The following is a 25,909-nucleotide window of genomic DNA, read 5'->3' on the forward strand; positions in this document are numbered from 1 at the left end:
GATTACCCATGCCAGCGAATGAAAACGTGATCTTTGTCACGAAATATTCCCTTGGTTATTTAGCGATTTATAAATTGTGAGCTTTTCCCGTTTCATGCCAAAAACCGCTTGAGCTCGGCGAAACGGGCAGGCAGTATGAAGCAACTAGGATCGTCTCTGTCCCCTCTTGGCAGCGCCTTGTGTCGACCTGATGTCTGGTTTTCGCCGCTTAGTCTCGCCTTTTTACCCACACTTCTCTCCTCGCATCGCAACCGCCATGCGCAAGCGGGTATATGGGCGCGAGTGGATATTCCCTCCAGGCCGTGTTCCGGATGGATTGCGTAGTTGTAGTGTTGGAGTCGTAAATGAAACAGCAAGCCACTCAGATGATGTGGTTTTATGATCGGCAGCATAAGCAATGGAGTCTGTCCGATCATGTCTCTTGCCAACCCTGGCAGGGGGAGGGGGCGCATCCCTGGGCCACGCGGCTGGCGCCAGAGGATGAACCCGGCTTCGCCGACTTTCTCTCCAGACTCCACCATTCTCGTCAGCCAGGCCAGTTCATCGGTCATCTCAGCGATGACACCGGCGCCCTGCACCATGTGCTCTGGTGCGGCCAGTACGTGCCCGCGCAGCAGCTGTGCTGCGGCTGGCTGGCGCCCCTCGAGGTGACGGATCGAGAGGCGAACGGCAGCGGGCAAGCTACCGGGCTCGCCCAGCATCCCCCGCTGTTGCAAGACCCCTTGCTGGCCCAGCTGGCGCAGGCCCTCTCCGCCAGGACGGGGCTCGACTTCTGCAATACCCTGGTCAACGAGCTCGCCCACATCCTGGGGGCCAATGCGGTATGGCTGACGGAGCGGGTCGGTCGCGATCGGCTCAGGGTACTGGCGAGTCACGGCATCGATCTCAAGGAGTACGGGATCGCCGACCTGCCCTGCTGGCAGCTCTATCGGCAGGGGGCCGCCGGTGCGGCCCCCATCAGCGAACCCCTGACCGACTGCGCCGGCCTGCCACCGGGCCAGCACTACTACGCCCAGCCGCTCTGTGATCGCGCTGGCCAGATCCTGGGCCATCTGGCCTTGCTCTTCCCGAGCCAGACCCAGACCGCCAACCTGGATTCCGTTCTGACCATCTTCTCGGTGCGCATGGTGGCCGAGCTCGAGCGGTTGCAGAGCGACGCCCAGTTGCGGCTATCTGCGGTGGCGTTCGAGACTCATGAAGGGATCATCATCACGGATCCCGACTTCAAGATCCTGCGGGTCAACCATGCGTTCAGCCAGATCACCGGCTTCGACAGCCAGGAGGTGATAGGCCTGCACCTTGGCAATGACCTCTGGTCCGGACTGGGGGGGCTTGGCTACGAGCTCAACGCCCTCGATCGCTGGCAGGGGGAGACCCTGCGGCTGAACGTCGGCGGTGACTCCTACCCCCAGTGGGAGATAGTCACGCCGGTGCAGGATGACAAGGGGGGGATCAGCCATTACGTCATCTTCTTCGAAGATATCTCGGAGCGTAAGGCGGCGGAGCGGCGCATCCAGGATCTCGCCTATTACGATGAGCTGACCGGCCTGCCCAATCGCCGTCAGCTGCACGAGACCCTGGCCCAGGCCTTCCTCGAGGCGAGCCGCGAGCACCTGATCGGCGCCCTGCTGTTTATCGATCTCGATCACTTCAAGACCATCAATGACTCCCTCGGCCACGCCACCGGCGACTGGCTGCTCAAGGAGGTGGCCAGCCGGCTCAAACGGCTGGTGCGGCAGGGGGATTGCCTGGCTCGGCTCGGCGGTGACGAGTTCGTGCTGCTGCTGCCGTCGCTGTCGACCAGCCCGCCCCAGGCGGAGATGCAGGCCGATCTCATCGCCGAGCGACTCATCGGCGAGATCGCCGCCCCCTACACCCACGGCGGTCAGGTGCTGCACATCGGGGCCAGCGTCGGCATCACCCTGTTTCCCGGCCGGGAGCAGGAGGCGGGGGATCTGCTCAAGCAGGCGGACACCGCCATGTACCAGGCCAAGTCGGCGGGGCGCAAGACCCGGCGCTTCTTCGATGCCTCCATGCAGTTGCAGGCGGATCGCCGTCTGCTCATTCACAACGAGCTGCGCAGTGCCCTCAACAACCAGGAGCTGACGCTGCACTATCAGCCCCAGCACATGGTGGAGGGGGGCGACATCATAGGGGTGGAGGCGCTGATCCGCTGGCAGCCGCCGGGCCGGGCGCTGGTGTCACCCGCCGAGTTCATCCCCATCGCCGAGGAGACGGATCTCATCGTCGACATCGGCAACTGGGTGCTGCATGAAGCCTGCAGCCAGTATGTCTCCTGGGAGGAGAACGGGATCCACGTGCCCCAGCTGTCGGTCAACGTCAGCGCCAAGCAGTTCCACGCCACGGATTTCGTCGACTGCGTCCACGATGTGCTGGCCGCCACCGGCATGGATCCCGCCTGCCTGAACCTGGAGATCACCGAGTCCGTGGTGCTCGGCCACGCGGAAGACACCATCAGCAAGATGACCGAGCTCAAGGCTCTTGGCATCAGCTTTGCCATCGATGACTTCGGCGCCGGCTACTCCTCCCTGAGTTACCTCAAGCGGTTGCCGGCCGATGAGCTGAAGATCGATCGCTCCTTCATTCAGGACATCCCCAAGGATGGCGACAACATGGCCATCGTCGAGGCGGTGATCGCCATGGCCCGCCACATGGGTTTCAATGTGACGGCGGAAGGGGTCGAGTCCCGCCAGCAGCTGGAGTTCCTGCAGGCGCAGGGCTGCCATTTCTACCAGGGCTATCTCGCCTCCAAGCCGTTGCCTGTGCCCTATCTTGAGCGCTACGTCCGTCGGCTGACCCGCCCCGAACGCGTCGTCCCGGCCGATAAAAATAGTGTGGCGTAGCTCCCATATTTACCGGGTAGAATGAGTGTCATGTCACCACCGCCAACGGGCGGTGGTTGTGCCTCTCAAGGGAGAACGCTATTCGTGAAAGCCGTCTGGGGAATCGTCTTATCGGCGCTGTGGGTGCCAGGGATCATGGCGCAGACCATGGAGCAATCCCTCTATCGTGAGGGCTATGATGCGGTGCGGACCGACGATCAGGTCCGCTTCCAGCAAATTCGCGCGCGGCTGGCCCATTACCCGCTGCTGCCCTATCTGGATTACTACCAGCTGGCCTTCCGGCCGGGGGCGGCCAACTATGGTGACGTGACCCGCTTCATCCGCCAGCACGGGGATACCCCCCAGTCCAACCGGCTGGAGCGTGGCTACCTCACCTATCTGGCCCAGAGCCAGCAGTGGTCCCAGTTCCTGCGCTTCTACCCGGCCAAGCCGAGCTCCACCGATCTGCTCTGTCAGCACTATCAGGCGCGCTACTACACCGGGCAGAAGACAGTGGCGCTCAATGAGGCCGGCAAACTCTGGCTGAGCGGCCAGTCCAGGCCCGATGCCTGCGATCCCCTGTTCCAGCTCTGGCAACAGGCGGGCCTGCGCACCCAGGATAAGATCTGGCAGCGCATGAAGCTGGCGTTCGAGGCACAGAATCCGGATCTCATCCGCCACCTCGGTGCCCAGCTGAGCGGTAACCTGAAACCCTATGGGGATCAGATGATCGCCCTGTATGAGCAGCCCGCCAAGGCGATGAACCCGGCCTATTTCACGACGGTGCCGTCGTCCAGGCACCTGCTGTCGCTGGGGCTGGCCCGCTACGCCAATCAGGATCCCGAGGCGGTCTTGCGCCAGCTGGGGGAGATGAAGCGTCGCTTTGGCCTGAGCCAGGCCGAGGTCTTGCCCATCGAACGCGCCGCCGCGCGCCGCCTGCTGCTGGACCGCTCTCTGGTCCAGCGCAACTGGCTGGATGCGACCCTGGTGCGGATGAAGGATGCGGAGCTGCTGGAGCTGAGGTCGCGACTCGCCGTCTGGGAGCAGGACTGGCGTGGGCTATCCGGTTGGGTCAAGCGGATGCCCATCGCCCTGCAGAAAGAGGATCGCTGGCGTTACTGGCTGGCCCGCGCCCTGGAGGTGCAGGGTCAGCAGAAACCGGCGCGGGATCTCTATCTGGAAACCGCCAACCTGCGCGGCTTCTACGGCTTCATGGCGGCGCAGCGCACCGGCGTGCCCTATCGCATGAAGAACCAGAGCTCGGCCCAGAAGGTGCCGGACTGGCGCACGGCGAGCAGTCGCTGGCCCTTCCTGTTGCGGGTGCGAGAGCTGCTGGCCATGAACGAGGTCACGGCGGCGCGCTCGGAGTGGATCCACAACATGGATCGCAACCCGGTCGCCCAGCGCATCGAGTTTGGTCACATCGCCCTCAATCAGGGCTGGCATGAGCTGGCTATCCTGTCCAGCATCCGGGCCGAGGCCTGGGACGCGCTCGACCTGCGCTTCCCCTTGCCGCTCAAGCGCACCTTCTCCCAGATGGCGCAGGAGCGGAGCATGAACACCAGCCTGCTCTACGCCATCTCCCGCCAGGAGAGCGCCCTCTACCCGCTGGCGCAGTCGCCGGTCGGGGCACGGGGCCTGATGCAGCTGATGCCGGCCACCGCCAAGGAGACCGCCGCCAAGCTGGGGGTGCCCTATCGCAACGAGCAGCAGCTGTTCGATCCGGCCATGAACATCCGGCTCGGCAGCGCCTACCTCAAGCGCCTGCTGGATGTCTATGACGGCAACCGGATCCTGGCGGCGGCGGCCTATAACGCGGGCCCCGGCCGGGTCAAGCGCTGGCGCGATCAGAGTACCAACAAGCCGATGGATGTCTGGGTGGAGAGCATCCCCTACCGGGAGACGCGCAACTATGTCCAGAACGTGCTCTCCTTCGATCTCATCTATCAGCAAAAGCTGCAGCAGCCGCTGCGTTTCATGTCGGAACGTGAGCTGAACCACGCCTATTGAGACGGGAGGCAGCCGCCGCGGCGGCTGTCTCCCTTTCTTGCCTCAAAATGGTTATCATCCCTTAAGATTTTGTTACAAAAGGAAACCTGCCAGGTGATCGGGCGCCGCGTCTTGGTCTGGCTGGTTCTATATAATGCCCCGATCAACACAGACAGGCTTCCCCAACAAAGGAATTGAGAGTGGCAACGATCAAAGACGTATCTCAGCTGGCCAATGTGTCTATCTCGACGGTGTCGAGAGTCATCAACAACACGGCGCAGGTGGCCCCGGAGAAGCGTGAAGCCGTGCTGGCGGCCATGAAGGAGCTGAGTTTTCGTCCCAACAGCTTTGCCCAGGCGCTGGTCAGCAAACGTTCCAACTGCATCGGCGTGCTGGTGGGTGACCTCTGTGGGGGTCCCTTCTTCGCCCAGATGATGCGCGGCATCGAGAGCATGGTCGACAAGGCGAACAAGTTCACCATAGTGGTCTCCGGCAACCACGATGCGACCCGGGAGCGCCACGCCATCCAGGCATTGTTGCAGCGTCAGTGCGACGCCCTGATCCTGCACAGCAAGGCGCTGCCCGACGAGGAGCTGAGCGAGCTGGCGGCGGGCACCACCCCCATCGTCTTCATCAATCGCCAGGTACCGGGCTGCGAGGAGCGCTGCGTCTGGCTGGACAACCAGGCCGGCATCACCACCGCCTGCCAGCATCTGCTGGATGCGGGTCACCGCAAGATCGCCTTCGTCACCTCGGATGACGAGGAGTTCGTCGATGGCCAGCAGCGGATGGCCGGTTATCGCTTCGCCTTGCAACGGGCCGGCGTCGAGCTGGACGAGGCCCTCATCGGTCGCGCCTTCGCCGACGAGAAGGGGGGCTATGTGGCCATGGGCGAGCTGCTGGAGCGGGGTGTCGAGTTCAGTGCCGTGCTGGGGTTCAACGACGCCATGGTGGCGGGCGCCATCTCCTGCCTGCTGGAGCGGGGCTACAAGATACCGCAGCAGATCTCCGTGGTGGGCTTCGACGACATCCCCTACGCCCGTTACATCTACCCCAAGCTCACCACGGTGCGCTATCCCATCGAGGAGATGGGGGAGAGGGCGGCCGAGCTGGCCTTGCGGCTGCTGGATCACAAGCCGGTCGACGGCCTGGCGCTCAAGTTCGAGGCTGAACTGGTGCGCCGCGAGTCCGTGGCCTGAGCAATAAGTTGGCCCTGAATGGGCCAATTCTCGCGGCCAGGATTGAAAGCGCTTTCAGAAATCCTTTTCAACTGTGATCCGCTTCAAAGCTTTTTGCCTGCGCTGCCACTAGGATAGGCCCCACGAATTAGGAGCGTGCGCTCCCGATTTTCCCGCTGTGGGAGGTAACTGGTTAATCCAGCTATTTCCTTCGTTACTTTCGACGGTCATCATTGGATGGCCGTTTTTTTTTGTCAGGATATTACCAATGCGAGACGCGAACATAAGTCAGATCGGGATCCTGGGGGCAGGCTGGCTGGGACTGCCGCTGGCGAAGGCCTTGCAGGCAGAGGGCAGGCGAGTTCTGGTGACCGTCAGCTCGGCCGAGAAGGCGGAGCGGCTGAGCGCGGAGGGGGTGGCGGCGTTGCCGCTATTGATCAGCCCCCAGCTGGCGGCGCCCTTGCCGTTCGCCTGCGACGCGCTGGTGGTCTGCGTGCCACCGAGCAAGACCGAGGATTACCCGGGAGCTGTGGCACGGTTGTGTCAGCTGGCCAAGGCGGCGGGCACACGCAAGGTGCTGCTGATCAGCGCGACCTCGGTGTGGGCGCCGGGGCAGGGGGAAGAAGATCAGCCCTGCCCGGCCCATGCCAGGGGGGAGCGGATGCTGGCCGCCGAGCAGGCGGTGCTGGGCGCCGGCTTTGCCTGCGCCATGGTGCTGCGCCCGGCCGGGCTCTATGGCCCGGAGCGTCATCCCGGCCATTTCCTCGCCGGCAAGACGGTGACTGGCGGCGGCCAGGCGGTGAATCTGGTGCACCTGGATGACGTGGTGGCGGCCTGCCAGCTGATACTGGAGCAGGGACAGGACGGGGATGCCTACAACCTGAGCGCCCCCGTGCACCCGCGCCGGGAGCAGCTCTATCCCTTCGCGAGCCGGCTGCTCGGCCTGGCGCCCCCGCAGTTTATCGAGCCCGCCGGCGTTTTTGCGCCGATCGAGGGGCAACGCATCTGCCAGCGGCTCGGCTTCGTCTACCGTTGGCCCGATCCGGCGCACTGGTTTGCCGAGCAGGCCGCCCGGGAGCGCTGAGCCGGAATGGGGCTCAATGTCGTCTGTTGTGTTGGTGACGGGCCGCGTCCAGCCCTGTATTCGCCGGGGCTGGCGGGCAATTGAGGTTTGCCAAGGTCGGGATCGCCCCCTATCATGCCGCATCCATGATAGAGAGAGCGGTAATGATGGTAGATACAAAGCGTCACCCCGATGGGGAACTGTTGCTGAGAACTCTGGCGATGCCAGCCGATACCAACCCCAATGGCGATATCTTCGGGGGGTGGATCATGTCCCAGATGGATATAGGTGGGGGCATCATGGCCAAGGAGTTGGCAAAAGGACGTATTTGTACCGTTTCCGTCGAGGGGATGACCTTCCACAGCCCGGTCAAGGTCGGGGACGTGGTGTGTTGCTACGGCCGTTGCCTGAAGGTGGGTCGTAGCTCCATGCGGCTCAAGCTGGAGGTGTGGGTCAAGCCGGTACTGCGGGAAAACGAAGCCCAGCGCTACTGCGTGACCGAGGGGGTCTTTACCTACGTCGCCATCGACGATCAGGGCAGATCCCGTCCCGTTCCGGTCTGATCCGGCTCAGATAAGCCGGGCGTTGATGATGGATATTTCCTGCTCAAGCCCGGTTTTTTGCCGTATCATGCGTTCCAGCATCTCTTCCGAGCCCACGCAGTGCTGGGTGTCAAACAGGCAGAGATCGCACTGGGGATCCCGCCTGATCTGATAGACGGTGGAAAGCTCCACTTGATGACAATTTCCTTGTTGATCATAAAATGTCACGCGGTACTGGTGCTGTCTCGCCATTGCGGGATCCCTCATGGATGAGTCGGGCCGGACACGAATAATGAGACTAGTCGGCGTCCATGACATTTGTGATGGTCGTGGCGCATTGCAGAGGCAGGTGGTTGTTAGCCAATGAAAAATAGTTATCGTATTCTGGGTACCTCCCTGCTGACGCTGGGGTTGGTTGGCTGTTTCGAGGTACCGGATCAGGATCATCTGGTCACGGCGGCGGGTATAGTACCCGGCATCAGCTGCCAGCAGCCACCGCTGGTGGCGCTGGCATCCACCGCCTTGCCCCGCGAGTTTGGCCTCACCGTCTGGAATCTCTACAAGGGTCAGCGCAAGAACTGGCGTGAGGGGCTGGACGAGTATGCCAAGTCCCAGGATCTGGTGTTGCTGCAGGAGTCGGCGACCCGGCCCGAGATGCTGGATTGGCTGAGGAGCGGCGACTTCCAGTGGCAGCAACTGCAAGCCTTCACCCAGGGCGGCGTCTCCTTCGGTGTCATGACAGTGGCCAAAACGCCACAGGCCTTCGTCTGCGGCGTGCGCTCACCCGAGCCTCTGCTGCGTATTCCCAAGTCCGGTCTGGTGAGCCTGTACCCCTTACAGGGCGATCCTGACGGTGTGCTGGTGGTCAACCTGCATGCGGTCAACTTCGAGCTGGGCATGGCCACCTTCCGCGAGCAGCTCAACGATCTGACCGCGTTGATCCATCGTCACCAGGGCCCGGTCATTCTGGCGGGGGATTTCAACACCTGGAGCGACAAGCGCGCGTTCTGGCTGAACAAGCTGGTGGGAGAACTCGGCCTGCAGGAAGCCATCCCGGTACCGGATCTGCGCCGCACCGCCTTCGGCCGCCCGCTGGATCACCTCTACTACCGCAATCTGGATCTGGTCGAGGTGAACTCACCCGCTACCGATGCCTCGGATCACAATCCCATAGTGGCGCGTTTCGCGGCCCAGGCCATCAGCCCCTGAGCGATGTGGCCCGCTGAACAGCCAAAAAAATACCCCGCACCAGGCGGGGTATTTTTTTAGTCGGTCATCGACCATCAGCTGTTGTTCTTCACGAACAGGGTCAGCTCCTGGCCCGGCTTGAGGTAGTCGCTCTTGCCGAGTTGATTCCAGCGCATCACGTCGTTGACGGCGACCTGGAAGCGGGCGGCGATGGAGGAGAGAGAATCCCCGCGCCGCACCTGATAGACCATGGACTTGTTACTGCCCTTGCCCTGCTTGGGCCAGACCACCAACTTCATGCCCGGCTTCAGCGCCGACTTGGCATTCAGCCCGTTCCACTTGGCCAGCTCGTCGTGAGCTACCCCGTGCGCCTGGCTGATGCTCCAGAGATTATCACCGGAACGCACCTTGTACTGGATCTTGCTGCCACTGCGGCTGGCCAGCTGCTGTGGCTTGCTCTGGCTGGCCTGAGCCGCCATCGGCTTGCCACCATGGGGGATCATCAGAGTCTGGCCACGGCGCAGGCTGTTGCTGCGCAGGTTATTGGCCAGCTTGAGCTGCTGCACGCTCACCCCGTGGTTCTGGGCGATGCGGGAGAGGGTATCGCCGCTGGTGACCTGATAGGAGCCGGCGCCGCGGGTGCGCTCACGCTTGGGCAGGTCGGCTAGGGCCAGCTCCAGGGTATCGGCATACTCGACCGGTACCAGCAGCTGATAGGGTCCCTGTGGCGAGGTCATGCCGCGCTTGAGGGCCGGATTGACCTCCTTGAGCTGGGAGGCGGAAATGCCTGCCAACTGCGCCGCCACGTTCAGATCGATCTGGCCACCGGTGTTGATGGTGCGCAGCTGCGGCCTGTTGGCCAGCACCGGCAGGGTGACATTGTATTTGTCCGCGTTGCGGATCATGTCAGCCATGGCCAGGATCTTGGGCACGTACATCCGGGTTTCCCGGGGCAGGTCCAGCGACCAGTAATCGGTCGGTCGACCGGCCTTCTGGTTGCGGATGATGGCGTTGCGTACCCGGCCTTCACCGGCATTGTAGGCGGCCAGCGTCTGCAGCCAGTCACCGTCGAAGAAACGGTTCAGGTATTCCAGGTAGTCCAGCGCGGCATTGGTGGATGCCAGCACGTCGCGACGGCCGTCATACCAGTTGTCGTGGCGCAGACCGAAGTTTTTGCCGGTAGCAGGCACAAACTGCCAAAGACCGACCGCATTGCTGCGGGAACGGGCATTGGGATCGAACATGCTCTCGATCATGGGGATGGTAATAAGCTCCATTGGCAGCTCACGCCGTTCGATTTCCTCTACCATCAGATACAGGTAGGGCTCAGCCCGGCTGGCAATGGTCGCCATATGCTTATCATTACGCAGTAACCAATCACGCTGCTGGCGGACACGGGCGTTCTCGTGCGAGTCAAGCTGCATATCATCGCTGATACGCACCCACAGGTTATCCGTGTCATCCAGTTCTTCAATCTGTTCATCGCCAAACAGGAAGCGCGCTGAATGTTTTTTGTATGTTTTCTTGCTGACTTGGGGGGATTTGATCGGCTCGATTGCCGTTACCGCCCGGTCATCCTGATGGCTCAGGTTTTGACAGCCGCTGAGAAACAGCGCTGCCAATAAGGCCGTTCGTAGCTTCATCTCGCTCAGGTCATCTTTAGGAAAAACAGCACGCATCATAAGGGGCAATGGCCCCCTGATCAAGGTTTGTTCAAAAAACGTCCTTCCAGCCCCGCAGCACGGCGAAGGTATCCTCTGGATTTTCCAAGCATTTAAGGGCGTATTTCTCAGCAGAAAATCTCACGGAATCCTGCTCGCAGCGCAGAAATACGTTGAAATGCCGCTCATCCCCCAGCCGGGAAGGGAGACTCGGCAGGCCCTGCTGGCGCAGCTTGCTGATCAGGCCGATCCGGCGCTGGATCGCCTGGTTGTCGGGCTCGACCGCGTGGGCGAAACGCAGGTTGGAGAGGGTATATTCATGGGCGCAATAGAGGAGGGTGTCATCGGGCAGGGCCGCGAGCCGTTGCAGGGAGTCGTGCATCTGGGCGGGGGTGCCTTCGAACAGGCGGCCACAGCCGGCGGAGAAGAGGGTATCGCCACAAAACAGCATGCCCTGACCGTGGTAGGCGATGTGGCCAAGGGTGTGGCCGGGCACATGGATGACATCCAGGCTCAGGCCGTGCCAGTTGATCCTATCCCCGTCCTCGAGCCACTGACCGTGATGGGCCGGCATGGGATCGTGCCTTGGACCATAGAGGCTGGCGCGGGGGAAGTGACGGAGCAGCTCGCCGACGCCGCCGACATGGTCCTTATGATGGTGAGTCAGCAGTATGGCATCGAGCTCAAGCCCGAGCGCCTCGAGCCGCTCCAGTACCGGGGCTGCCTCGCCCGGATCCACGACCAGGCAGTGATTTTCGTGTCGGATCAACCAGATGTAGTTGTCGTTAAAGGCAGGAACTGTGATGACGGTATACATGGCTCGGCTTCTCTTTGTGTTCTCTTTGTGGAAGGGATCTTATATAACAGGATGGCGTTCGAACCCCGGATTGGTCCCATTATGCAGCTGGCACGTACCGAACAACAGATCGAGATCCCGACCAGCTGGTCGGCGCTGCCCATGGGAGACTGGGTGGCCGCCGAGCTGCAGGAGCGGCTCGATAACTGGTGCCCGCACCTGTTTGGCTATCATCTGCTGAAGATTGGCGCCCTGAGCGCCGAGCTCTCCTGCGGCGGCTCCTCCATCCGCCACCAGATCGGGGTCGCCCCCGGCGGGCGGCTGCTGGATATTAAGGGGGATCCGCTCGCCTTGCCGGTACGCACCGGCAGCGTGGACGCCTGCCTGCTCGCCCACTGCCTCGATTTCTCGCCGGATCCGCACCAGGTGCTGCGTGAAGCCGAGCGGGTGCTGACCGATGATGGCTGGCTCATCGTCAGCGGTTACAACCCCACCAGCCTGGTGGGGCTCGGTCACTATCTGCCGTTTATGCGACAACAGCTGCCCTGGTCGGCGCGGATGTTCACCCCGACGCGGGTGACCGACTGGTTGCAACTGCTGGGCTGCGAGGTGATGTTTGACGAGCGCTTCGGTTTTTCCTTCATGGGAAGGCAGAGCCGGATCGGCTGGTGGCGGGAGAGTCTGGGGCGGGACTATTGCCGGCCCCTGGCCTCTGTCTATGTGATCGCGGCCCGCAAGCGGCGTTTTCCGCTGATCCCGGTGCGCCGGCGCTGGCGTCTGCCAGAGTCGATGGCGGCGCCGGGCATGGCGCGTCAGGGGTGGTAGCTTACATCCTCGCGTGATGCACGATCGGGCCAGTCTCGCGACTGGCCCGGGGAGGAGCTATCAGGGCTGATAGCCCACGTCTTCGGCGAGTTGCTTGCCGCTGGCGGCATCGCGGGCCAGTTCGTCACAGCGCTCGTTCTCCGGGTGGCCGGAGTGACCCTTGACCCAGAGCCATTCGATCTGGTGGCGCGCGACTTCCGCATCCAACTCCTTCCAGAGATCGACGTTCTTGACCGGCTGACGGTTGGCGGTCATCCAGCCTTTCTTCTTCCAGCCGATGATCCACTGGGTGATCCCCTGGCGCACATACTGGCTGTCGGTGGTGAGGCGCACCTGGCAGGCGGCGTTGAGCGTACGCAGCCCCATGATGGCGGCCATCAGCTCCATCCGGTTGTTGGTGGTCAGGCGAAAGCCGCCGGCAATCTCCTTGCGGTGCTGGCCATAGACCATGACGGCACCGTAACCACCCGGGCCCGGATTACCGAGGCAGGAGCCATCCGTGTATAAATCAATCTGTTTCAACATGAGCAATCAATCTGTTTTAACATGAGGCTTGGGGTAAACTAGCGAGTAAAACCGAAGTTTGACATAGATTGGATCATGAACACACCCCAACTGAATCGCCAGATCATTCTGGATACTGAAACCACAGGTATGAACACGGCAGGCGGTCCCGTCTACCTCGGCCATCGCATCATCGAGATCGGCTGTGTGGAGGTGATCAACCGCAAGCTGACGGGCAATCATTTCCACGTCTATATCAAGCCGGATCGGTTGGTGGACCCCGAGGCCATCCAGGTACACGGCATCACGGATGCCTTCCTGGTCGACAAGCCTTCCTTTAGCCAGATAGCCGACGACTTCATCGAGTTCATCCGTGGCGCCGAGCTCATCGCCCACAATGCGCCCTTCGACGTGGGCTTCATGGACTATGAGTTCAGCAAGCTCGGCCTCAGCTTCAAGACGGCGGACATCTGCAGCATCACAGATACCCTGGCGATGGCGCGGGATCTCTTCCCCGGCAAGCGCAACAACCTGGACATCTTGTGCGATCGCTACGGCATCGACAACTCCCACCGCACCCTGCACGGGGCTTTGCTGGATGCGGAGATCCTGGCGGACGTCTACCTGCTGATGACAGGTGGCCAGACCAAGCTCAACCTGGCCAATGAGAGCAGCGAGAATGACAGCAGCCAGGACACCGGCATCCGCCGGCTGGAGAGCAACCGCTCGCCGCTCAAGGTGGTGCGCGCCAATGACGAGGTACTCGCGGCCCACGAGGCGCGGCTCGATCTGGTGCAGAAGAAAGGAGGCGCCTGCCTGTGGCGGCAATGAGGCCCCTCTGGGGTGGCCTGCTGCTGGCCTCGCTATCACTTTCAGTCATGGCCAACGAGGTGTTTGCCCCTTCCGATATTCCACTGCTCGACAATCGCTTTCGCATCGATTACGGGGTGAAAGAGATCACCTTCATCGTCAAGCGCAAGCCGGGGATGCCCTCGGTGATCCTGGTGCGGCCTGATGGCAGCAAGCTCTATGTCGGCAAGGTCACGCCGCCCGAGGTGGGCTGGCTGGCGTTGCAGGATCAGGATCTCATCACGGTGCGCGACCCCATGCCGGGCCCCTGGCAGGCCATAGGAGCGGTCGATCCCGAGAACCGGGTGCGCCTGCTGTCCGACGTCCGGCTCGAGAGCGAGCCGCTGCCGACTCAGCTCTATCAGGGTGAACGCATCAAGCTTCAGTCCCGGCTGTTGATCGATGGCGCAGCCCCCGGGGCGGGGTACTACCTCTCCGATCTGGGCATGACGGTGAGGCTGCAGCAGTTCAACAATGCCGAGCAGAGCGGAGAGCCCATGGTTGAGGAGACGCTCGGTCACTACCTCGACGATGGCAAGGGGCTCGATGAGGTGCCGGGTGACGGCATCATGACCGCAGAGGCGGTGCTGGACGTGCCCGCAGGCAAGTACCGCGCACTCTACAGCACCGGCAATCAGGTCTTCTCCCGCGCCCAGTCACAGCAGGTGCTGATCTACCCCTGGCCGGTGAGTTACAGCCTGGCGCCCCCCTCCGGCGAGATGGGGGCCAGGCTCTCGTTCGTCATCGACGCCGACGAGCTGGATCCGGCCTCGGTGCTGATCCAGGGCAAGGTTGCCGACAGCACTGGGGTCAGCATGCCGTTCAATGCCGTGGCGAGCGAGCCCGGGCTCAGCATTGATCTCGTGGCGCTCAAGGCGGTGGGGCAGTACAAGGTCGAGGCGACCCTGTTTGGTACGACCCGATTGGGGCGTGAAATCCAGCTGCAACTGCCGATCAAGGCGTTCAACATCCTGCCGCCGGTGCTGACGCCACCCCCCTCGGCGGCGCCCGCGACCTCGGTGCCGGTTCAGACCCGGTTCGAGGAGCAGGAGAGCCGCGGCTGGTTGCCCTGGGCGCTGGGTGCTGGTGGGGGGCTGCTGCTCCTGCTGGGGGCGGGGGGCTTCATCTTGCGACAGAAGCGCCAGACCCTGCACAAGGCGATGGCGGCGCAGCAGGCGCAGAGCGAAAGTGCGGTGCCTGGGCTCAAACTGGATCTCAATTTGCCGGAACAGTAACCCGGCCCTGGCCGTGAAAAAGCCGCCCCATGGGGCGGCTTTTTTTATGATGAGGATGCCTCGCTGGCCGCTCAATGCGCCCCTATGTAGATATCCTTGTGCTGATCGCGAATGTCGAGAAACCTGTCCAGGTTGGCCAGCATCAGATCCACCAGCTGGGGGTCGAAGTGCTGGCCTCGTTCCGCCTCGATCAGCGCCATCACCCGATCCAGCGGCCAGGCCTGCTTGTAGCAGCGATCCGAGCCCAGCGCATCGAACACGTCGGCCAGTGCCACGACGCGCCCCTCCAGCGGGATCTGGTCGCCCCGGAGCCCACGGGGATAGCCGCTGCCATTCCACTTCTCATGGTGATTGCCGGCGATGGTCGCGCCTATCTGGAACAGCGCCAGATCGCTGCCGGACAGCATGTCCTGCCCCAATTGCGCGTGGGTCTTCATGATCTCCCACTCCTCCGGGGTGAGCTTGCCCGGCTTGTGCAGTATGGCATCCGGGATCCCCACCTTGCCGATGTCGTGCAGGGGGGAGGCGCGCTTGATGAGCTCGCACCGCTCTTCGTTCATGCCGAGCAACTGGCAGAACAGCTCGGTATAGAGCGCCACCCGCTTGACGTGCAGGCCGGACTCCTTGGAGCGGGTCTCCACCAGCTCGCCGATGCGATAGATGATCTCGCGCTGGTTGTCTCCTATCACCTCGTTGAGCCGGATGTTCTCCAGCGCCACTATGATGTTTTCGGTGAACAGGCTCAGCAGGCCGGTATCCATCTGGTTGAGCGGGCGAGTGGTCTCGATGTGGAACAGCAGGTGGTGGCGGGCATTCTGGCAGTAGAGCACCAGCTGGTTGCCGTCGTAGACGTTGGCTCCCCTGGTCATGGCCTGGCGCAAGATGTCGGGCGCCTCGCTCAGCAGGAGCGAGGGCTCGTCGGCCAGCAGCGGCTCCAGTATCTGATCCCGCACCTCGTAGGCCAGGTGCTTCACATCGTAGATCTGGGACTCTTCCAGGTTGAGCAGGGCGCTGAGCTGGGTCTGCGCCCCCTCGACAAACTGGCGCAGGGCCCGCTGCTCGAAGATCCCCTTGGAAGCTTCGATGACCTTCTCCAACCCCTGCCGATTGCTCTCCAGGGTACGAATGTCCCGGTAGGAGCGCAGGCTGGCGCGCAGCAGGGTGCGCAGCTTCTGGGAGGTGAGCTCGGTCTTGTCCTTGTAATCGTTGATGTCGTAGTTGGTGACGACATCGTCCTCCGGTGCCTGACCGGGCTGGCCGGTGCGCAGCACGATGCGCACCATCTTGTTTTGCAGCTCGTCGCGCACGAACTTCACCACCTCGAGACCGGCGTGATCCGCTTCCATCACCACATCGAGCAGCAGCAGGGCGACATCCGGGGTCGCGGCGAGCAGCGCCTTGGCTTCGGCGGCCGAATAGGCGTGCAGAAAATCGATCGGCTTGTTGTCGAATTCAAACTTGCTCAGGGTGATCTTGGTGATGCGATGCACTTCGGGCTCATCGTCCACGATCATCACCTTCCAACCGGCTGGGCGCGGTGTGGGCAGGGGGAGGTCGTCGTCATCGTCAATTATCAGGATTTGATCATCCATTATGCAATCCTGTGTGTGATCCTGTGCTTACCTTAACCGCTTCATTAAAGATAGGAAACGTATAGATAACCAAAATATGATCCCGCATACGTCTCTCTTTCGCCTCCGCTGAGGTTGCCGATATCGGCATGAAAAACGCCTCCACAAGGGAGGCGTTTTGGCATTTATCCGCGGGCTCAGGCCGCTCTGTGATAGGCCGATGGTTCGAACAGTGCCTTGTTGGCGACCAGGTCGATGGGGTCAAAGTCATCGACGTTGATGGTGCGCAGGCGACTCTGCTCGGCCCGGCGCAGCAGGTCGGCCTCGGCCGGGTTGATGACCCCCAGCGCCAGCCCCTCGTCGGCGACCCTGTCCAGCTGCGTGAAGGGGCGCTTGCGACCGTCTGCCTTGCAGATCTTCTCGAACAGCGGCTCGGCGGCCAGCACGTCATCGAGAGCCTGTTCCAGCAGGCCGAAGGGGTTGCCCTCCTCGCGGGTGAGGTACTGCCCCTCAGCCAGACGGTCGCGGGTGGCGCTCGGTGTCTGCAGCAGACGGGCGACCTGCTGGTCCAGCTTGTCGCTCGGGCGTTTCAGGTCGCGACCCAGCGGCAGCACTATGACCCGCAGGGCCAGCCCGATCCAGCGGTTCGGGAAGTTGCGCAGCAGTTCATCGATCGCTTCCTGTGCCTTGAACATCGCATCCTGCAGCGCCCAGTGCAGCAGCGGCAGATCCGCCTGCTGACGGCCCTCGTCCTGGAAGCGCTTGAGGGCGCTGGAGGCGAGATAGAGCTGGCTCAGCACATCGCCGAGGCGCGCGGAGACCCGCTCCTTGCGCTTGAGCTCGCCACCCAGGGTGCCCATCGCCATGTCGGACAGGAAGGCCAGGTTGGCGGAGAGGCGGGTCAACTGCTGATAGTAGCCCTTGGTCTGATCCTTGAACGGCGACGCGGCGAAGCGGGCACCGGTCAGGCCCAGCCAGAAGCTGCGCACCAGGTTGCTGATGGCGAAACCGACGTGGCTGAACATCGCCTTGTCGAACGCCTTGAGCGCCTGCTCCTGATCCGGGTGGCTGGCGGCCAGCATCTCCGGTAACACATAAGGGTGGCAGCGAATGGCGCCCTGACCGTAGATGATCATGCTGCGGGTCAGGATGTTGGCCCCCTCGACGGTGACGGCGATGGGGGCGCCCTGGTAGCCACGGGCCAGGTAGTTGTTCGGGCCCATGCAGATCGCCTTGCCGCCGTGGATGTCCATGGCATCTATGATGCTCTTCTGGGCGCGGTCGGTGAGGTGATACTTGACGATGGCGGAGATGACCGAGGGTTTCTCCCCCAGATCGATGCCGGTCACGGTCAGCTTGGCCGCCGCACCCATGATGTAGGCGTTGCCGCCGAGGCGCGCCAGCGGCTCTTCGATGCCTTCCATCTTGCCGATCGGCAGCTTGAACTGGCGGCGGATGCGGCTGTAGGCACCGCTCGCCAGGGCCAGCATCTTGACGCCGCCGGTGCTGTTGGAGGGCAGGGTGATGCCGCGGCCGACCGAGAGGCACTCGACCAGCATACGCCAGCCCTGGCCCGCCATGGCGGGGCCACCGATGATGAAGTCGAGCGGCACGAACACCTCCTCGCCGCGAGTCGGGCCGTTCTGGAACGGCACGTTGAGCGGGAAGTGACGGCGGCCGATCTCGACACCCTTGATGTGGGTCGGGATCAGGGCGCAGGTGATTCCCAGCTCCTCTTCCTCACCGAGCAGATGGTCCGGGTCGCGCAGCTTGAACGCCAGCCCCAGCACGGTGGCAATCGGTGCCAGAGTGATGTAGCGCTTGTTCCAGGTCAGGCGCATGCCGAGCACCTCTTCCCCTTCCCATTCCCCCTTGCAGATGATGCCGAAGTCAGGGATGGAGCCCGCATCCGAACCCGCTTCCGGGCTGGTCAGGGCGAAGCAGGGGATCTCCTTGCCGATGGCGAGGCGGGGCAGGTAATGGTCTTTCTGCTCCTCGGTGCCATAGTGCTGCAGCAGCTCACCCGGCCCTAAGGAGTTGGGTACGCCGACGGTGGAGGCGAGCACGGCACTGGCGCCGCACAGTTTCTGCAGCACGCAGGATTGGGCATAGGCGGAGAATTCCAGCCCGCCGTATTTCTTCTTGATGATCATGGCGAAGAACTTGTGGTCCTTCAGATACTGCCACACCTCGGGAGAGAGATCGGCGCGCTCATGGGTCACTTCCCAGTCGTTGACCATGCGGCACACGTCTTCGACCGGGCCGTCCATGAAGGCCTGCTCCTCGCTGGAGAGGGTCGCGACCGGGATGGCGTGCAACTTCTTCCAGTTCGGGTTGCCGGCAAAGAGATCCGCCTCCCACCAGGTGGTGCCCGCCTCTATGGCCTCTTTCTCGGTGCGCGACATCTCCGGCATGATGGATTTGTAGAGCTTGAACAGCGGCCTGGTCAGTTGATTACGGCGAAACTCCACCAGGTTTAACGGGATGGCAACCAGGGCGAACAGAGCCCACACCAGCAGGGGAACCTGGCCATAGAAGGTGCCGATGACCAGGGCGACTGCCGTGGCAAGCGTAGAGGTGAGCAGAGACGCCCGGCGATAAGCCATGGCGCCGATCACCAGGATCACTCCGAGCAGAGTGAGGGTCGTCGTCATTGTTTGCTCCTTGCATGAGTTGCCGAAGTTGGGTGCTAAGTGAATGAACTGATCCAGAGGTCTGACCTGTTGGATGTGGCCTCTGTTGTAATTCATGTGCACAAAATTATCAAGATGTTTACAACTCGGTTACCTCCCGGCCGTGAGCGAGCTAATGCAACCCGCTTCCCCCCTGCTGGCCGGGGGGCGACGGCGGGATTGGCTTGTGCGACAATGCGGAACCCTATGTTGGACGATACAAAGAGACATCAGACGCCATGTACCAAGAACTTATCCGCAATGAATTGACCGAAGCTGCCAGCGTGCTCCAGGCATTCCTGGCCGATGAGCAGAACCTGAAGAGCATAGAGGCGGCCGCCCGCCTGCTGGCCGACTCCTTCAAGCAGGAAGGCAAGGTGCTCTCCTGTGGTAACGGTGGCTCTCACTGCGACGCCATGCATTTTGCCGAGGAGCTGACCGGTCGTTATCGGGAGAACCGTCCCGGTTACGCCGGCATCGCCATCTCGGATCCGAGCCACCTCTCCTGCGTCTCCAATGACTTTGGCTACGACTATGTGTTCTCCCGCTACGTGGAAGCGGTCGGTCGTCGTGGCGACGTGCTGCTCGGCATCTCCACCAGCGGCAACTCCGGCAACATTCTCAAGGCCATCGAGGCCGCGCATGCCAAGGGCATGAAGGTGATCGCGCTGACCGGCAAGGACGGTGGCAAGATGGCCGGCCTGGCCGACGTCGAGATCCGGGTGCCCCATTTCGGTTATGCCGACCGCATTCAGGAAGTGCATATCAAGGTGATCCACATCCTTATCCAGCTGGTTGAAAAAGAGATGGCCAAGTAACCAGCCGCTCAGCGAGGTGATCCGCCTTATGCTGATCCAGCTGGTTGAAAAAGAGATGGCCAAGTAACCAGCCGCTCAGTGAGGTGATCCGCCTTATGCTGATCCAGTTGGTTGAAAAAGAGATGGCCGAGTAATCGGCGTCTGTCGGAGGGGACGCGGTGCGGTCATGCCGACCGCCCCTGTCGCGCCCCCTCCGGCGAGAGCCGCTGATTGAAGAGAGGCTCAAGTCATTCAGGGAGTGGACTGGATATGTGCGAACTGCTGGGCATGAGTGCCAATGTGCCGACCGACATCTGCTTCAGTTTTACCGGGCTGATGCTGCGCGGCGGCAAGACAGGCCCCCACAAGGATGGCTGGGGGATCACCTTCTATGAGGGGCGCGGTTTTCGCACCTTCAAGGATCCCGAGCCCAGCGCCCAGTCACCCATCGCCAAGCTGGTGCAGGCGCTGCCCATCAAGAGCCGCGCCGTGATCAGCCATATCCGGCAGGCCAATCGTGGCTGCGTGTCGCTGGAGAATACCCATCCGTTCACCCGGGAACTGTGGGGCCGTTACTGGACCTTCGCCCATAACGGGCAACTGACGGGCTACAAGCGGCTGTCGACCGGGCGTCACCGTCCGGTCGGGGACACCGACAGCGAGCACGCTTTCTGCTGGCTGCTCGCGCAGCTGGAGCAGAAGTACCCCAAGCGTCCGGCCAACTTCCCCGCCATGTTCCGCTATCTGGCGAGCCGGTGTGACGAGTTGCGCGGATTGGGGGTGTTCAACATGTTGCTGTCGGATGGGGAGTTCGTGATGACCTATTGCAGCAACAACCTCTACTGGCTCACCCGCCGGGCGCCTTTTGGCGAGGCCCGTTTGCTGGATGAGGATGTGGCCATCGATTTCCAGAGTGAGACGACGCCGAACGACGTGGTGACCCTGATCGCGACGAGGCCGCTGACCGGCAATGAACACTGGGTGAAGATGGTGCCGGGGGAGTTTTGCCTGTTCCGGCTGGGGGAACTGGCGCACGGCAATTCACCCGAGTGAGAGATAAAAAAATACCAGGGTAGAATCCTACCCTGGTTCTTCGCAGCAGCCATACAGGCAAAAGGGATGAGAGAGGTGTTGCTGAGCCGCATCATTCTCATGACTCGTATTGTTATTTAAATGTTAATTTGGTGGCAACATTTATGTTGCTCCCTGGTATTCCTGCTTTTCGATAACTTGAACCGGCTCACATTATGGCGTTATCGAGACCGCTCACCGGGCTGGTCTGCGATCCTATGCCGGATGACAGCCGGCGCGATCATCATCTATATTGTGGTCTGTTTGAATACCATCAAAGGGAAGCGAAGATGGAGTGGCTGGATCAGAAGGTGCTACGGCAGCTGGCAGAGGACATTGGTCACGAGATGATGCCCGTCGTCATCTCGGTGTTTGTCGAGGAGGTGGGCGAGCAGCTTGCTCGGCTCAGGCCGCTGTACGAGCAGCGGGACTGGCCCGCACTGGCCCGGGTGGCCCATAGCATGAAGTCTTCCTGTGGCAGTTATGGTGCCGAGCCCAGCTACCGGCAGGTGATGGCGCTGGAGCTTGCCTGCCGCCGGGAAGATGCAGAAGAGGCTGGCCAACTGCTGGCGCAGCTGGAGCACTCCCTGCCACAAGTCTTCTCCCATCTGGCCCGCTATCACTGATCTCGGGCTCAGCCTGCCTTGTGATGCCTGATGTGCCTGCCTTGGATCACCTCATCCAGCGCCTGTCGAAGCTTGAGACGATCGTGACGATGGGGCAGGGCGACCTCACCCAGCTCGGCCTGGATGAGGCAATCCGCCAGCTCGGGGACACTGAGGCCCTCTGGCGCCAGTATGGCATCGACCCGGCCTTGACCGATCCGCTCTTCCAGCCAGCGATGCTGCTCGGGCAGTGCCAGCTGGCCGGCCGGCCCGTTTTCGGCGACCAGGTTGCAGACGAAGACGACGATGGCCTGGCTATCCCGAATGGCGCCAGCCACCTCGTCCAGCAGCAGGGGGGGCATGACGGAGGTGAGGAAGCTGCCTGGCCCCAGGATGATCATGTCGGCCTGGGTCAGGGCCTGCACGGCCTCGCGGGTGGCCGGCACGGCCGGACTCAGGCTCAGGGCCCGCGGCGGGGTGGCGAGTTGATCGATGGAGACTTCCCCCAGGATCTGGTCACCGCAGACGGTGTGGGCACAGAGATCGGTGGGCTGCTCGGACATGGGCAGTAACTGGGGCTCTATCTTCAGCATGTCGCTGATGAGCCGGATGGCATCCAGGGGACGGACACAGAGGTTGTCGAGCGCCAGCAGCATCAGATTGCCGAGGTTGTGTCCCGCCAGTTCCCCTCGACCATTGAAGCGGTATTCGAACAACTGGCTGCCGATGCCGGGATCGGTTACCAGCTGATTGAGGCAGTTGCGCAAGTCCCCCCAGGCGATGCACTCCTGGCTCTTGCGCAAGCGTCCGGTGGAGCCGCCGTCATCCGTGGTGGTGACGATCCCGGTCAGCCGTTGCCCTAAAAACGAGAGGGAAGAGAGCACCCGGCCCATGCCGTGGCCACCGCCAATGGCGACGACCCGATCAAAGTTACTGATATTTTTTTGCCACATGCAGCCATCCTGTGGGTGGGTCTGTGAGAACCATTCTAGCCAATATGGCCAGCTAATCATTTGATAAGGGTATGATTTTTGCTTACCACCTGCATCGCATACCACTAGGAGATGGCGTTGAACTTCCTGACGGCTCACTCTCTTGCAGAGACGACCCTGCTGGCCGCCCAACAGATAGTCGAGCGGCTGCTCGCTCAATCACCTCATTCCCCATCGCTGTTGCTGGTCTATTTTACCCAAGCTCACGATGCTGCGGTACTGCGTCATGCGCTTAAAATCCGCTTCCCGGATTGTCGTCTCATCGGTTGCAGCTCCTGCGGCGGGATCATGACCCAGGCCGGCCACCATGCCCGGCATGGCTGGGGCCTGGCGGTCGCCGCCCTCTATGACGACAAGGGGGCCTACGGCGTGGCCGGTCAGGCCGGGGACGAGCTGGATGCACGCCAGCTGCTGCGCGGCGCCATCGCCGATGGCGGACGCCCCGGCGAGCTACCACAGCTCATCTTGCTGCATACCAGCCCCGGGCTGGAAGAGGTCATGCTGGCGGGGATCGAGGCGGAGTTCGGCACGACGGTTCCCGTCGTGGGGGGCTCGGCGGCGGATGATGGGGTCACCGGCGAATGGCAGCTGTGCTGGGACGAGGGCGAGAGCCGGCAAGGCGCGGTGCTGGCGGTGCTCTACCCCGATTGCCAGCTGGCCTTCCAGTTTCACTCCGGCTATGTCCCCACCGAACAGCATGGCACCATCACCGCCCTGGATGGGCGCGAGGTGCTGACCATAGATCACGAGCCGGCGGCCCGGGTGTATGCCCGCTGGACGGAGCGCGAGACCCCTTGGCAGGTGGGTCCCATCCTGAAGGAGACCACCCTCTCTCCGCTGGCCCGCCAGGTCGGGACCCTGGATGACATGCCTTATTACAAGCTCTCTCACCCCGAGGCGGTGACCCCGAGAGAAGGGTTGCGGCTGTTTACCGAGACCCGGCTGGGGGAGCGCCTGCAGCTGATGTACAGCAGTGAGGAAGGCCTGTTGCAGCGCAGCCTGAATGCGGTGCGGATCGAGCCCGAATATGGCATGGCGGGCAGCCTGCAGCCCTTCGGCGCCCTGGTGGTGTTCTGTGCCGGCTGCCGACTGGTGCTGGGGGAGAGCCTGAACGACGTCGTCGACCAGTTCCGCAGCCAGCTGGGGGAGATCCCCTTCATCACCCCCTTTACCTTCGGCGAGCAGGGGCGTTTGCCCCATGGTGAGCTGGCCCATGGCAACCTCATGGTATCGAGCGTAATCTTCCTCGATAGCTGACACAGTGCTGGACACAAGATGATAGGCAATACCGAACTCGAAGCTCTGGGTGACAAGCTGCAGACCACACTGGTGGAGCTGGTGCGCTGCCGGGAGCGGGAGGCCAAATACCGCCAGGAGTCGCAGGCCTTGCTGTGCGGGGTGGCGACGCTGGCCGATGCCCAGAGCCTGGAGCAGGTGCTGGACAGCCTCATCCAGACGCTCAAGCCTTTCATCGGCTTCGAGCATGCGGATGTGGTGGCCTGGGGCGGGGCGAGCGGCACCACTCATCTCAGCACCCAGCCCGAGGAGACGGGCCGCCCCTGGCCATTGACCCCGCTCTTCTCCCGCGCCATCGCGGGGGAAACCCTGGTCATCTATGATCCGTCCCAGCTGCCTGAGCTGGCACCCCTGGCGGGGGCGGCGGGCTGGGCCAGCGTCATGATGACGGGGCTGCAGGCCCCCGGTTTTTCCGGGGTGCTCATCTGCCGTCATGGCGCCGTGGGCACCTTCGATCTCAAGAGCAAGGCGGCGATGCAGCGGTGCCGTCCCCTCATCTCCCAGGCGCTGGTCAACATTGCCTATAGAGCTCGCCTGCAGGAGCAGGTCGAGCTCAAGACCCTGGCCCTGCAGGCCAGCGAGCAGCGTTTTCGCAGCTTTGCCGCCATGGCGTCCGACTGGTTCTGGGAGACGGATCCCGAGCATAGGCTCAGCTATGTGTCGGCCCCCGGTTACCGCAGAGAGCTGATCGCCCGCCAGGTCGGCCGCAGCCTCTATGCTTTTGCCCATGACCCCCAGGATCCCGAGTGGTGCAAGTACCGACGGTTGATCGCGCTGCAACTGCCGGTGCGGGCGATGCGTACCCAGGTGGTGCTGGCCAGAGGGCCTCGCTGGATGGAGCTCAACGCCGAGCCCTGCTTCGATGCCGACGGTGTCTTTATCGGTTATCGGGGCACGGCGCGGGAGATCGACAACCAGATCCGCCGGGAGCAGGAGCTGGCGCGGGCACGGGACGAGGCGGAGACGGCCAACCGGGCCAAGTCACAGTTCCTGGCCATGATGACTCACGAGATCCGCTCCCCCATGAATGCGGTGCTGGGGATGCTGGATCTGTTGCAATACGGGCGGCTCGAGGCCCAGCAACAGGCCCTGCTCGGCCATGCCACCCACTCGGCGCATCTGCTGCAGACCATCATCGATGATGTGCTCGACTTCTCGAAGATCGAATCTCACACCCTGGCGCTGCACGCCGAGCCGCTGCAACCCGCCCGCCTGTGTCAGGCGCTGGTGGAGCCGCTGCAGGCGCAAGCCAGCGCCAAGGGCATCCGCTTGCATTGGCAACTGGATGAATCGGTGCCGGACTGGTTGCAGGGGGACTCGGTCCGGCTGTCCCAGGTGATCGGCAACCTGCTCGGCAATGCGGTGAAGTTTACCGCCACCGGCAGCGTGCAGCTGGCGCTGGGGTGGCAGGATGAGCGACTGAGGGTGTCGGTGACCGATACCGGGATAGGTATCTCCGCCGAGGATCAGGGGTTGTTGTTCGAGCCATTTTTTCAGGTCGACAGCTCGGCCACCCGCCGTTTCTCCGGCTCCGGGCTCGGGCTTGCCATCAGCCGACGGCTGGTGCAGCTGATGGGCGGCGAGATCTACCTGCAGAGTACGCCCGGCCAGGGCAGCCGTTTCTGGTTCGAGTTGCCCGGCATGGCGGCCCCTTGCATAGACCCGGGTCAGCCCGTCACCGATGCGCTCGCCATGCTGGATCTGGATGTGCTGGTGGTGGAGGACAGCCCGGTCAATCAGCTGGTGGTGTCGCTCATGCTGCAGAAATTGGTGTGCAGGGTGCGGCTGGCGGCCAATGGCCTGGAGGCGTTGGCGCAGGTCAACGAGCGGCGGCCCGATCTCATCCTGATGGACATGCGGATGCCGCATATGGATGGGCTGGAGGCGACCCGTCGCTTGCGTGAAATGGGGTGTGGGATCCCGTGGCGCTGACGGCCAATGCCATGACGGAGGACAGGGCACGTTGTCTGGCCCAGGGGATGAACGATTTCCTGGCCAAACCCATCAGCCTGGCCCGGCTGCGCAGCTGCTTGCAGCGGCATTGCGGGGCTGTAAACCCGGGATCCAGATAAAAAAAATGGTCAACCTGGTGGTTGACCAATTCTTCAGCAAATACTGAAGAGAGCACGGGATAAATCGGGTTGTACAGGCACTTATGAAAAATTCGTGCCAACTTTTAATGACCTGTTTTTGCGGCTTGCAGCTGAGTAATCTGTCATTCCTCGCTGCCGG

The 25,909-nt window shown here is 62.4% G+C and carries 20 protein-coding genes and 1 pseudogene; 14 read left to right on the plus strand and 7 right to left on the minus strand.

All coding sequences use genetic code 11. From position 1 onward, the window contains the following. Positions 1–344: 344 nt before the first annotated feature. The 5 genes from EL255_RS07045 (at position 345) to yciA (ending at position 7,636) form a co-directional block, all read left to right on the plus strand. Positions 345–2,864: a putative bifunctional diguanylate cyclase/phosphodiesterase gene (locus EL255_RS07045; RefSeq protein WP_042651383.1), complete on the plus strand. Its 2,520-nt coding sequence runs from the start codon at positions 345–347 to the stop codon at positions 2,862–2,864. 84 nt (positions 2,865–2,948) lie between these two features. Next, positions 2,949–4,853, plus strand: a complete 1,905-nt coding sequence (locus tag EL255_RS07050) for a transglycosylase SLT domain-containing protein (RefSeq protein WP_042651384.1) — start codon at positions 2,949–2,951, stop codon at positions 4,851–4,853. Between the two features lie 179 nt (positions 4,854–5,032). Next, a complete protein-coding gene (locus EL255_RS07055) occupies positions 5,033–6,031 on the plus strand; it encodes a LacI family DNA-binding transcriptional regulator (RefSeq protein WP_042651385.1) in 999 nt (332 codons plus the stop codon). A gap of 247 nt (positions 6,032–6,278) precedes the next feature. After that, entirely contained in the window at positions 6,279–7,094 is an 816-nt protein-coding gene (locus EL255_RS07060) for an NAD-dependent epimerase/dehydratase family protein (protein ID WP_042651386.1), read from the plus strand. A 143-nt stretch (positions 7,095–7,237) separates the two neighbouring features. Continuing rightward, positions 7,238–7,636, plus strand: a complete 399-nt coding sequence (yciA, locus tag EL255_RS07065) for an acyl-CoA thioester hydrolase YciA (protein WP_197720916.1) — start codon at positions 7,238–7,240, stop codon at positions 7,634–7,636. A 6-nt stretch (positions 7,637–7,642) separates the two neighbouring features. On the opposite strand, the gene EL255_RS07070 is transcribed toward yciA, so the two are convergent. Then, positions 7,643–7,867, minus strand: a complete 225-nt coding sequence (locus EL255_RS07070) for a hypothetical protein (protein ID WP_042651387.1) — start codon at positions 7,865–7,867, stop codon at positions 7,643–7,645. Positions 7,868–7,978: 111 nt separating this feature from the next. Between EL255_RS07070 and EL255_RS07075 the strand changes: the two genes are divergently transcribed. Then, a complete protein-coding gene (locus EL255_RS07075) occupies positions 7,979–8,824 on the plus strand; it encodes an endonuclease/exonuclease/phosphatase family protein (RefSeq protein ID WP_042651388.1) in 846 nt (281 codons plus the stop codon). A 74-nt stretch (positions 8,825–8,898) separates the two neighbouring features. On the opposite strand, the gene EL255_RS07080 is transcribed toward EL255_RS07075, so the two are convergent. Both EL255_RS07080 and gloB read right to left on the minus strand, forming a co-directional pair. Beyond that, positions 8,899–10,446, minus strand: coding sequence for a lytic transglycosylase (locus EL255_RS07080; RefSeq protein ID WP_042651389.1), 1,548 nt, complete (start codon positions 10,444–10,446; stop codon positions 8,899–8,901). A 70-nt stretch (positions 10,447–10,516) separates the two neighbouring features. Next, positions 10,517–11,281, minus strand: a complete 765-nt coding sequence (gloB, locus tag EL255_RS07085; protein ID WP_042651390.1) for a hydroxyacylglutathione hydrolase — start codon at positions 11,279–11,281, stop codon at positions 10,517–10,519. A gap of 81 nt (positions 11,282–11,362) precedes the next feature. Between gloB and EL255_RS07090 the strand changes: the two genes are divergently transcribed. Next, positions 11,363–12,085 carry a class I SAM-dependent methyltransferase gene (locus EL255_RS07090; RefSeq protein WP_042651391.1) on the plus strand — a complete coding sequence of 241 codons (723 nt, stop codon included), beginning with the start codon at positions 11,363–11,365 and terminating at the stop codon, positions 12,083–12,085. Between the two features lie 60 nt (positions 12,086–12,145). Here the strand turns inward: EL255_RS07090 and rnhA are convergent, their stop codons facing one another. Then, positions 12,146–12,610 carry a ribonuclease HI gene (gene rnhA / locus EL255_RS07095; protein WP_042651392.1) on the minus strand — a complete coding sequence of 155 codons (465 nt, stop codon included), beginning with the start codon at positions 12,608–12,610 and terminating at the stop codon, positions 12,146–12,148. Between the two features lie 75 nt (positions 12,611–12,685). On the opposite strand from rnhA, the gene dnaQ reads away from it, so the two are divergent. Next, the gene (gene dnaQ / locus EL255_RS07100) at positions 12,686–13,420 is read left to right on the plus strand and encodes a DNA polymerase III subunit epsilon (protein ID WP_042651393.1); all 735 of its coding nucleotides are present in this window, start codon (positions 12,686–12,688) and stop codon (positions 13,418–13,420) included. Beyond that, positions 13,417–14,673 carry a TIGR03503 family protein gene (locus EL255_RS07105; protein ID WP_042651394.1) on the plus strand — a complete coding sequence of 419 codons (1,257 nt, stop codon included), beginning with the start codon at positions 13,417–13,419 and terminating at the stop codon, positions 14,671–14,673. Before dnaQ ends, EL255_RS07105 begins: the two co-directional genes overlap by 4 nt. A 71-nt stretch (positions 14,674–14,744) precedes the next feature. Here the strand turns inward: EL255_RS07105 and EL255_RS07110 are convergent, their stop codons facing one another. Together EL255_RS07110 and fadE are read right to left on the minus strand one after the other, a co-directional pair. Beyond that, positions 14,745–16,265 (minus strand): HD domain-containing phosphohydrolase, encoded by a 1,521-nt coding sequence (locus EL255_RS07110; RefSeq protein ID WP_042651395.1) that lies wholly within the window; start codon positions 16,263–16,265, stop codon positions 14,745–14,747. Between the two features lie 176 nt (positions 16,266–16,441). Further along, positions 16,442–18,898, minus strand: a complete 2,457-nt coding sequence (gene fadE, locus EL255_RS07115) for an acyl-CoA dehydrogenase FadE (RefSeq protein ID WP_042651396.1) — start codon at positions 18,896–18,898, stop codon at positions 16,442–16,444. A gap of 257 nt (positions 18,899–19,155) precedes the next feature. On the opposite strand from fadE, the gene lpcA reads away from it, so the two are divergent. The 3 genes from lpcA to EL255_RS07130 all read left to right on the plus strand — a co-directional run bounded on the left by lpcA (position 19,156) and on the right by EL255_RS07130 (position 21,410). Continuing rightward, positions 19,156–19,734 carry a D-sedoheptulose 7-phosphate isomerase gene (gene lpcA, locus EL255_RS07120; protein ID WP_042651397.1) on the plus strand — a complete coding sequence of 193 codons (579 nt, stop codon included), beginning with the start codon at positions 19,156–19,158 and terminating at the stop codon, positions 19,732–19,734. A 249-nt stretch (positions 19,735–19,983) separates the two neighbouring features. Next, positions 19,984–20,766: a class II glutamine amidotransferase gene (locus EL255_RS07125; RefSeq protein WP_042651398.1), complete on the plus strand. Its 783-nt coding sequence runs from the start codon at positions 19,984–19,986 to the stop codon at positions 20,764–20,766. Positions 20,767–21,074: 308 nt separating this feature from the next. After that, positions 21,075–21,410: an Hpt domain-containing protein gene (locus EL255_RS07130; RefSeq protein WP_042651399.1), complete on the plus strand. Its 336-nt coding sequence runs from the start codon at positions 21,075–21,077 to the stop codon at positions 21,408–21,410. An 8-nt stretch (positions 21,411–21,418) separates the two neighbouring features. Here the strand turns inward: EL255_RS07130 and EL255_RS07135 are convergent, their stop codons facing one another. Beyond that, on the minus strand, positions 21,419–22,342 hold the full coding sequence (locus EL255_RS07135) for a gluconeogenesis factor YvcK family protein (RefSeq protein WP_042651400.1): 924 nt from the start codon (positions 22,340–22,342) through the stop codon (positions 21,419–21,421). A 111-nt stretch (positions 22,343–22,453) separates the two neighbouring features. Between EL255_RS07135 and EL255_RS07140 the strand changes: the two genes are divergently transcribed. Continuing rightward, a complete protein-coding gene (locus EL255_RS07140; RefSeq protein WP_042651401.1) occupies positions 22,454–23,638 on the plus strand; it encodes an FIST signal transduction protein in 1,185 nt (394 codons plus the stop codon). Positions 23,639–23,656: 18 nt separating this feature from the next. Continuing rightward, positions 23,657–25,749 (plus strand): annotated as a pseudogene (locus tag EL255_RS07145) (ATP-binding protein). The last annotated feature ends 160 nt before the right edge of the window (positions 25,750–25,909 follow it).

The organism is Aeromonas encheleia (genome assembly GCF_900637545.1).
Lineage (GTDB): Bacteria > Pseudomonadota > Gammaproteobacteria > Enterobacterales > Aeromonadaceae > Aeromonas > Aeromonas encheleia.

Coding starts and splice junctions, on each gene's coding strand:
- EL255_RS07045 (WP_042651383.1), top strand. CDS start 345: ATGAAACAGCAAGCCACTCAGATGATGTGGTTTTATGATCGGCAGCAT.
- EL255_RS07060 (WP_042651386.1), top strand. CDS start 6,279: ATGCGAGACGCGAACATAAGTCAGATCGGGATCCTGGGGGCAGGCTGG.
- yciA (WP_197720916.1), top strand. CDS start 7,238: ATGATGGTAGATACAAAGCGTCACCCCGATGGGGAACTGTTGCTGAGA.
- EL255_RS07070 (WP_042651387.1), bottom strand. CDS start 7,867: ATGGCGAGACAGCACCAGTACCGCGTGACATTTTATGATCAACAAGGA.
- EL255_RS07075 (WP_042651388.1), top strand. CDS start 7,979: ATGAAAAATAGTTATCGTATTCTGGGTACCTCCCTGCTGACGCTGGGG.
- EL255_RS07080 (WP_042651389.1), bottom strand. CDS start 10,446: ATGAAGCTACGAACGGCCTTATTGGCAGCGCTGTTTCTCAGCGGCTGT.
- gloB (WP_042651390.1), bottom strand. CDS start 11,281: ATGTATACCGTCATCACAGTTCCTGCCTTTAACGACAACTACATCTGG.
- EL255_RS07090 (WP_042651391.1), top strand. CDS start 11,363: ATGCAGCTGGCACGTACCGAACAACAGATCGAGATCCCGACCAGCTGG.
- rnhA (WP_042651392.1), bottom strand. CDS start 12,610: ATGTTGAAACAGATTGATTTATACACGGATGGCTCCTGCCTCGGTAAT.
- dnaQ (WP_042651393.1), top strand. CDS start 12,686: ATGAACACACCCCAACTGAATCGCCAGATCATTCTGGATACTGAAACC.
- EL255_RS07105 (WP_042651394.1), top strand. CDS start 13,417: ATGAGGCCCCTCTGGGGTGGCCTGCTGCTGGCCTCGCTATCACTTTCA.
- EL255_RS07110 (WP_042651395.1), bottom strand. CDS start 16,265: ATGGATGATCAAATCCTGATAATTGACGATGACGACGACCTCCCCCTG.
- fadE (WP_042651396.1), bottom strand. CDS start 18,898: ATGACGACGACCCTCACTCTGCTCGGAGTGATCCTGGTGATCGGCGCC.
- lpcA (WP_042651397.1), top strand. CDS start 19,156: ATGTACCAAGAACTTATCCGCAATGAATTGACCGAAGCTGCCAGCGTG.
- EL255_RS07125 (WP_042651398.1), top strand. CDS start 19,984: ATGTGCGAACTGCTGGGCATGAGTGCCAATGTGCCGACCGACATCTGC.
- EL255_RS07130 (WP_042651399.1), top strand. CDS start 21,075: ATGGAGTGGCTGGATCAGAAGGTGCTACGGCAGCTGGCAGAGGACATT.
- EL255_RS07135 (WP_042651400.1), bottom strand. CDS start 22,342: ATGTGGCAAAAAAATATCAGTAACTTTGATCGGGTCGTCGCCATTGGC.
- EL255_RS07140 (WP_042651401.1), top strand. CDS start 22,454: ATGGCGTTGAACTTCCTGACGGCTCACTCTCTTGCAGAGACGACCCTG.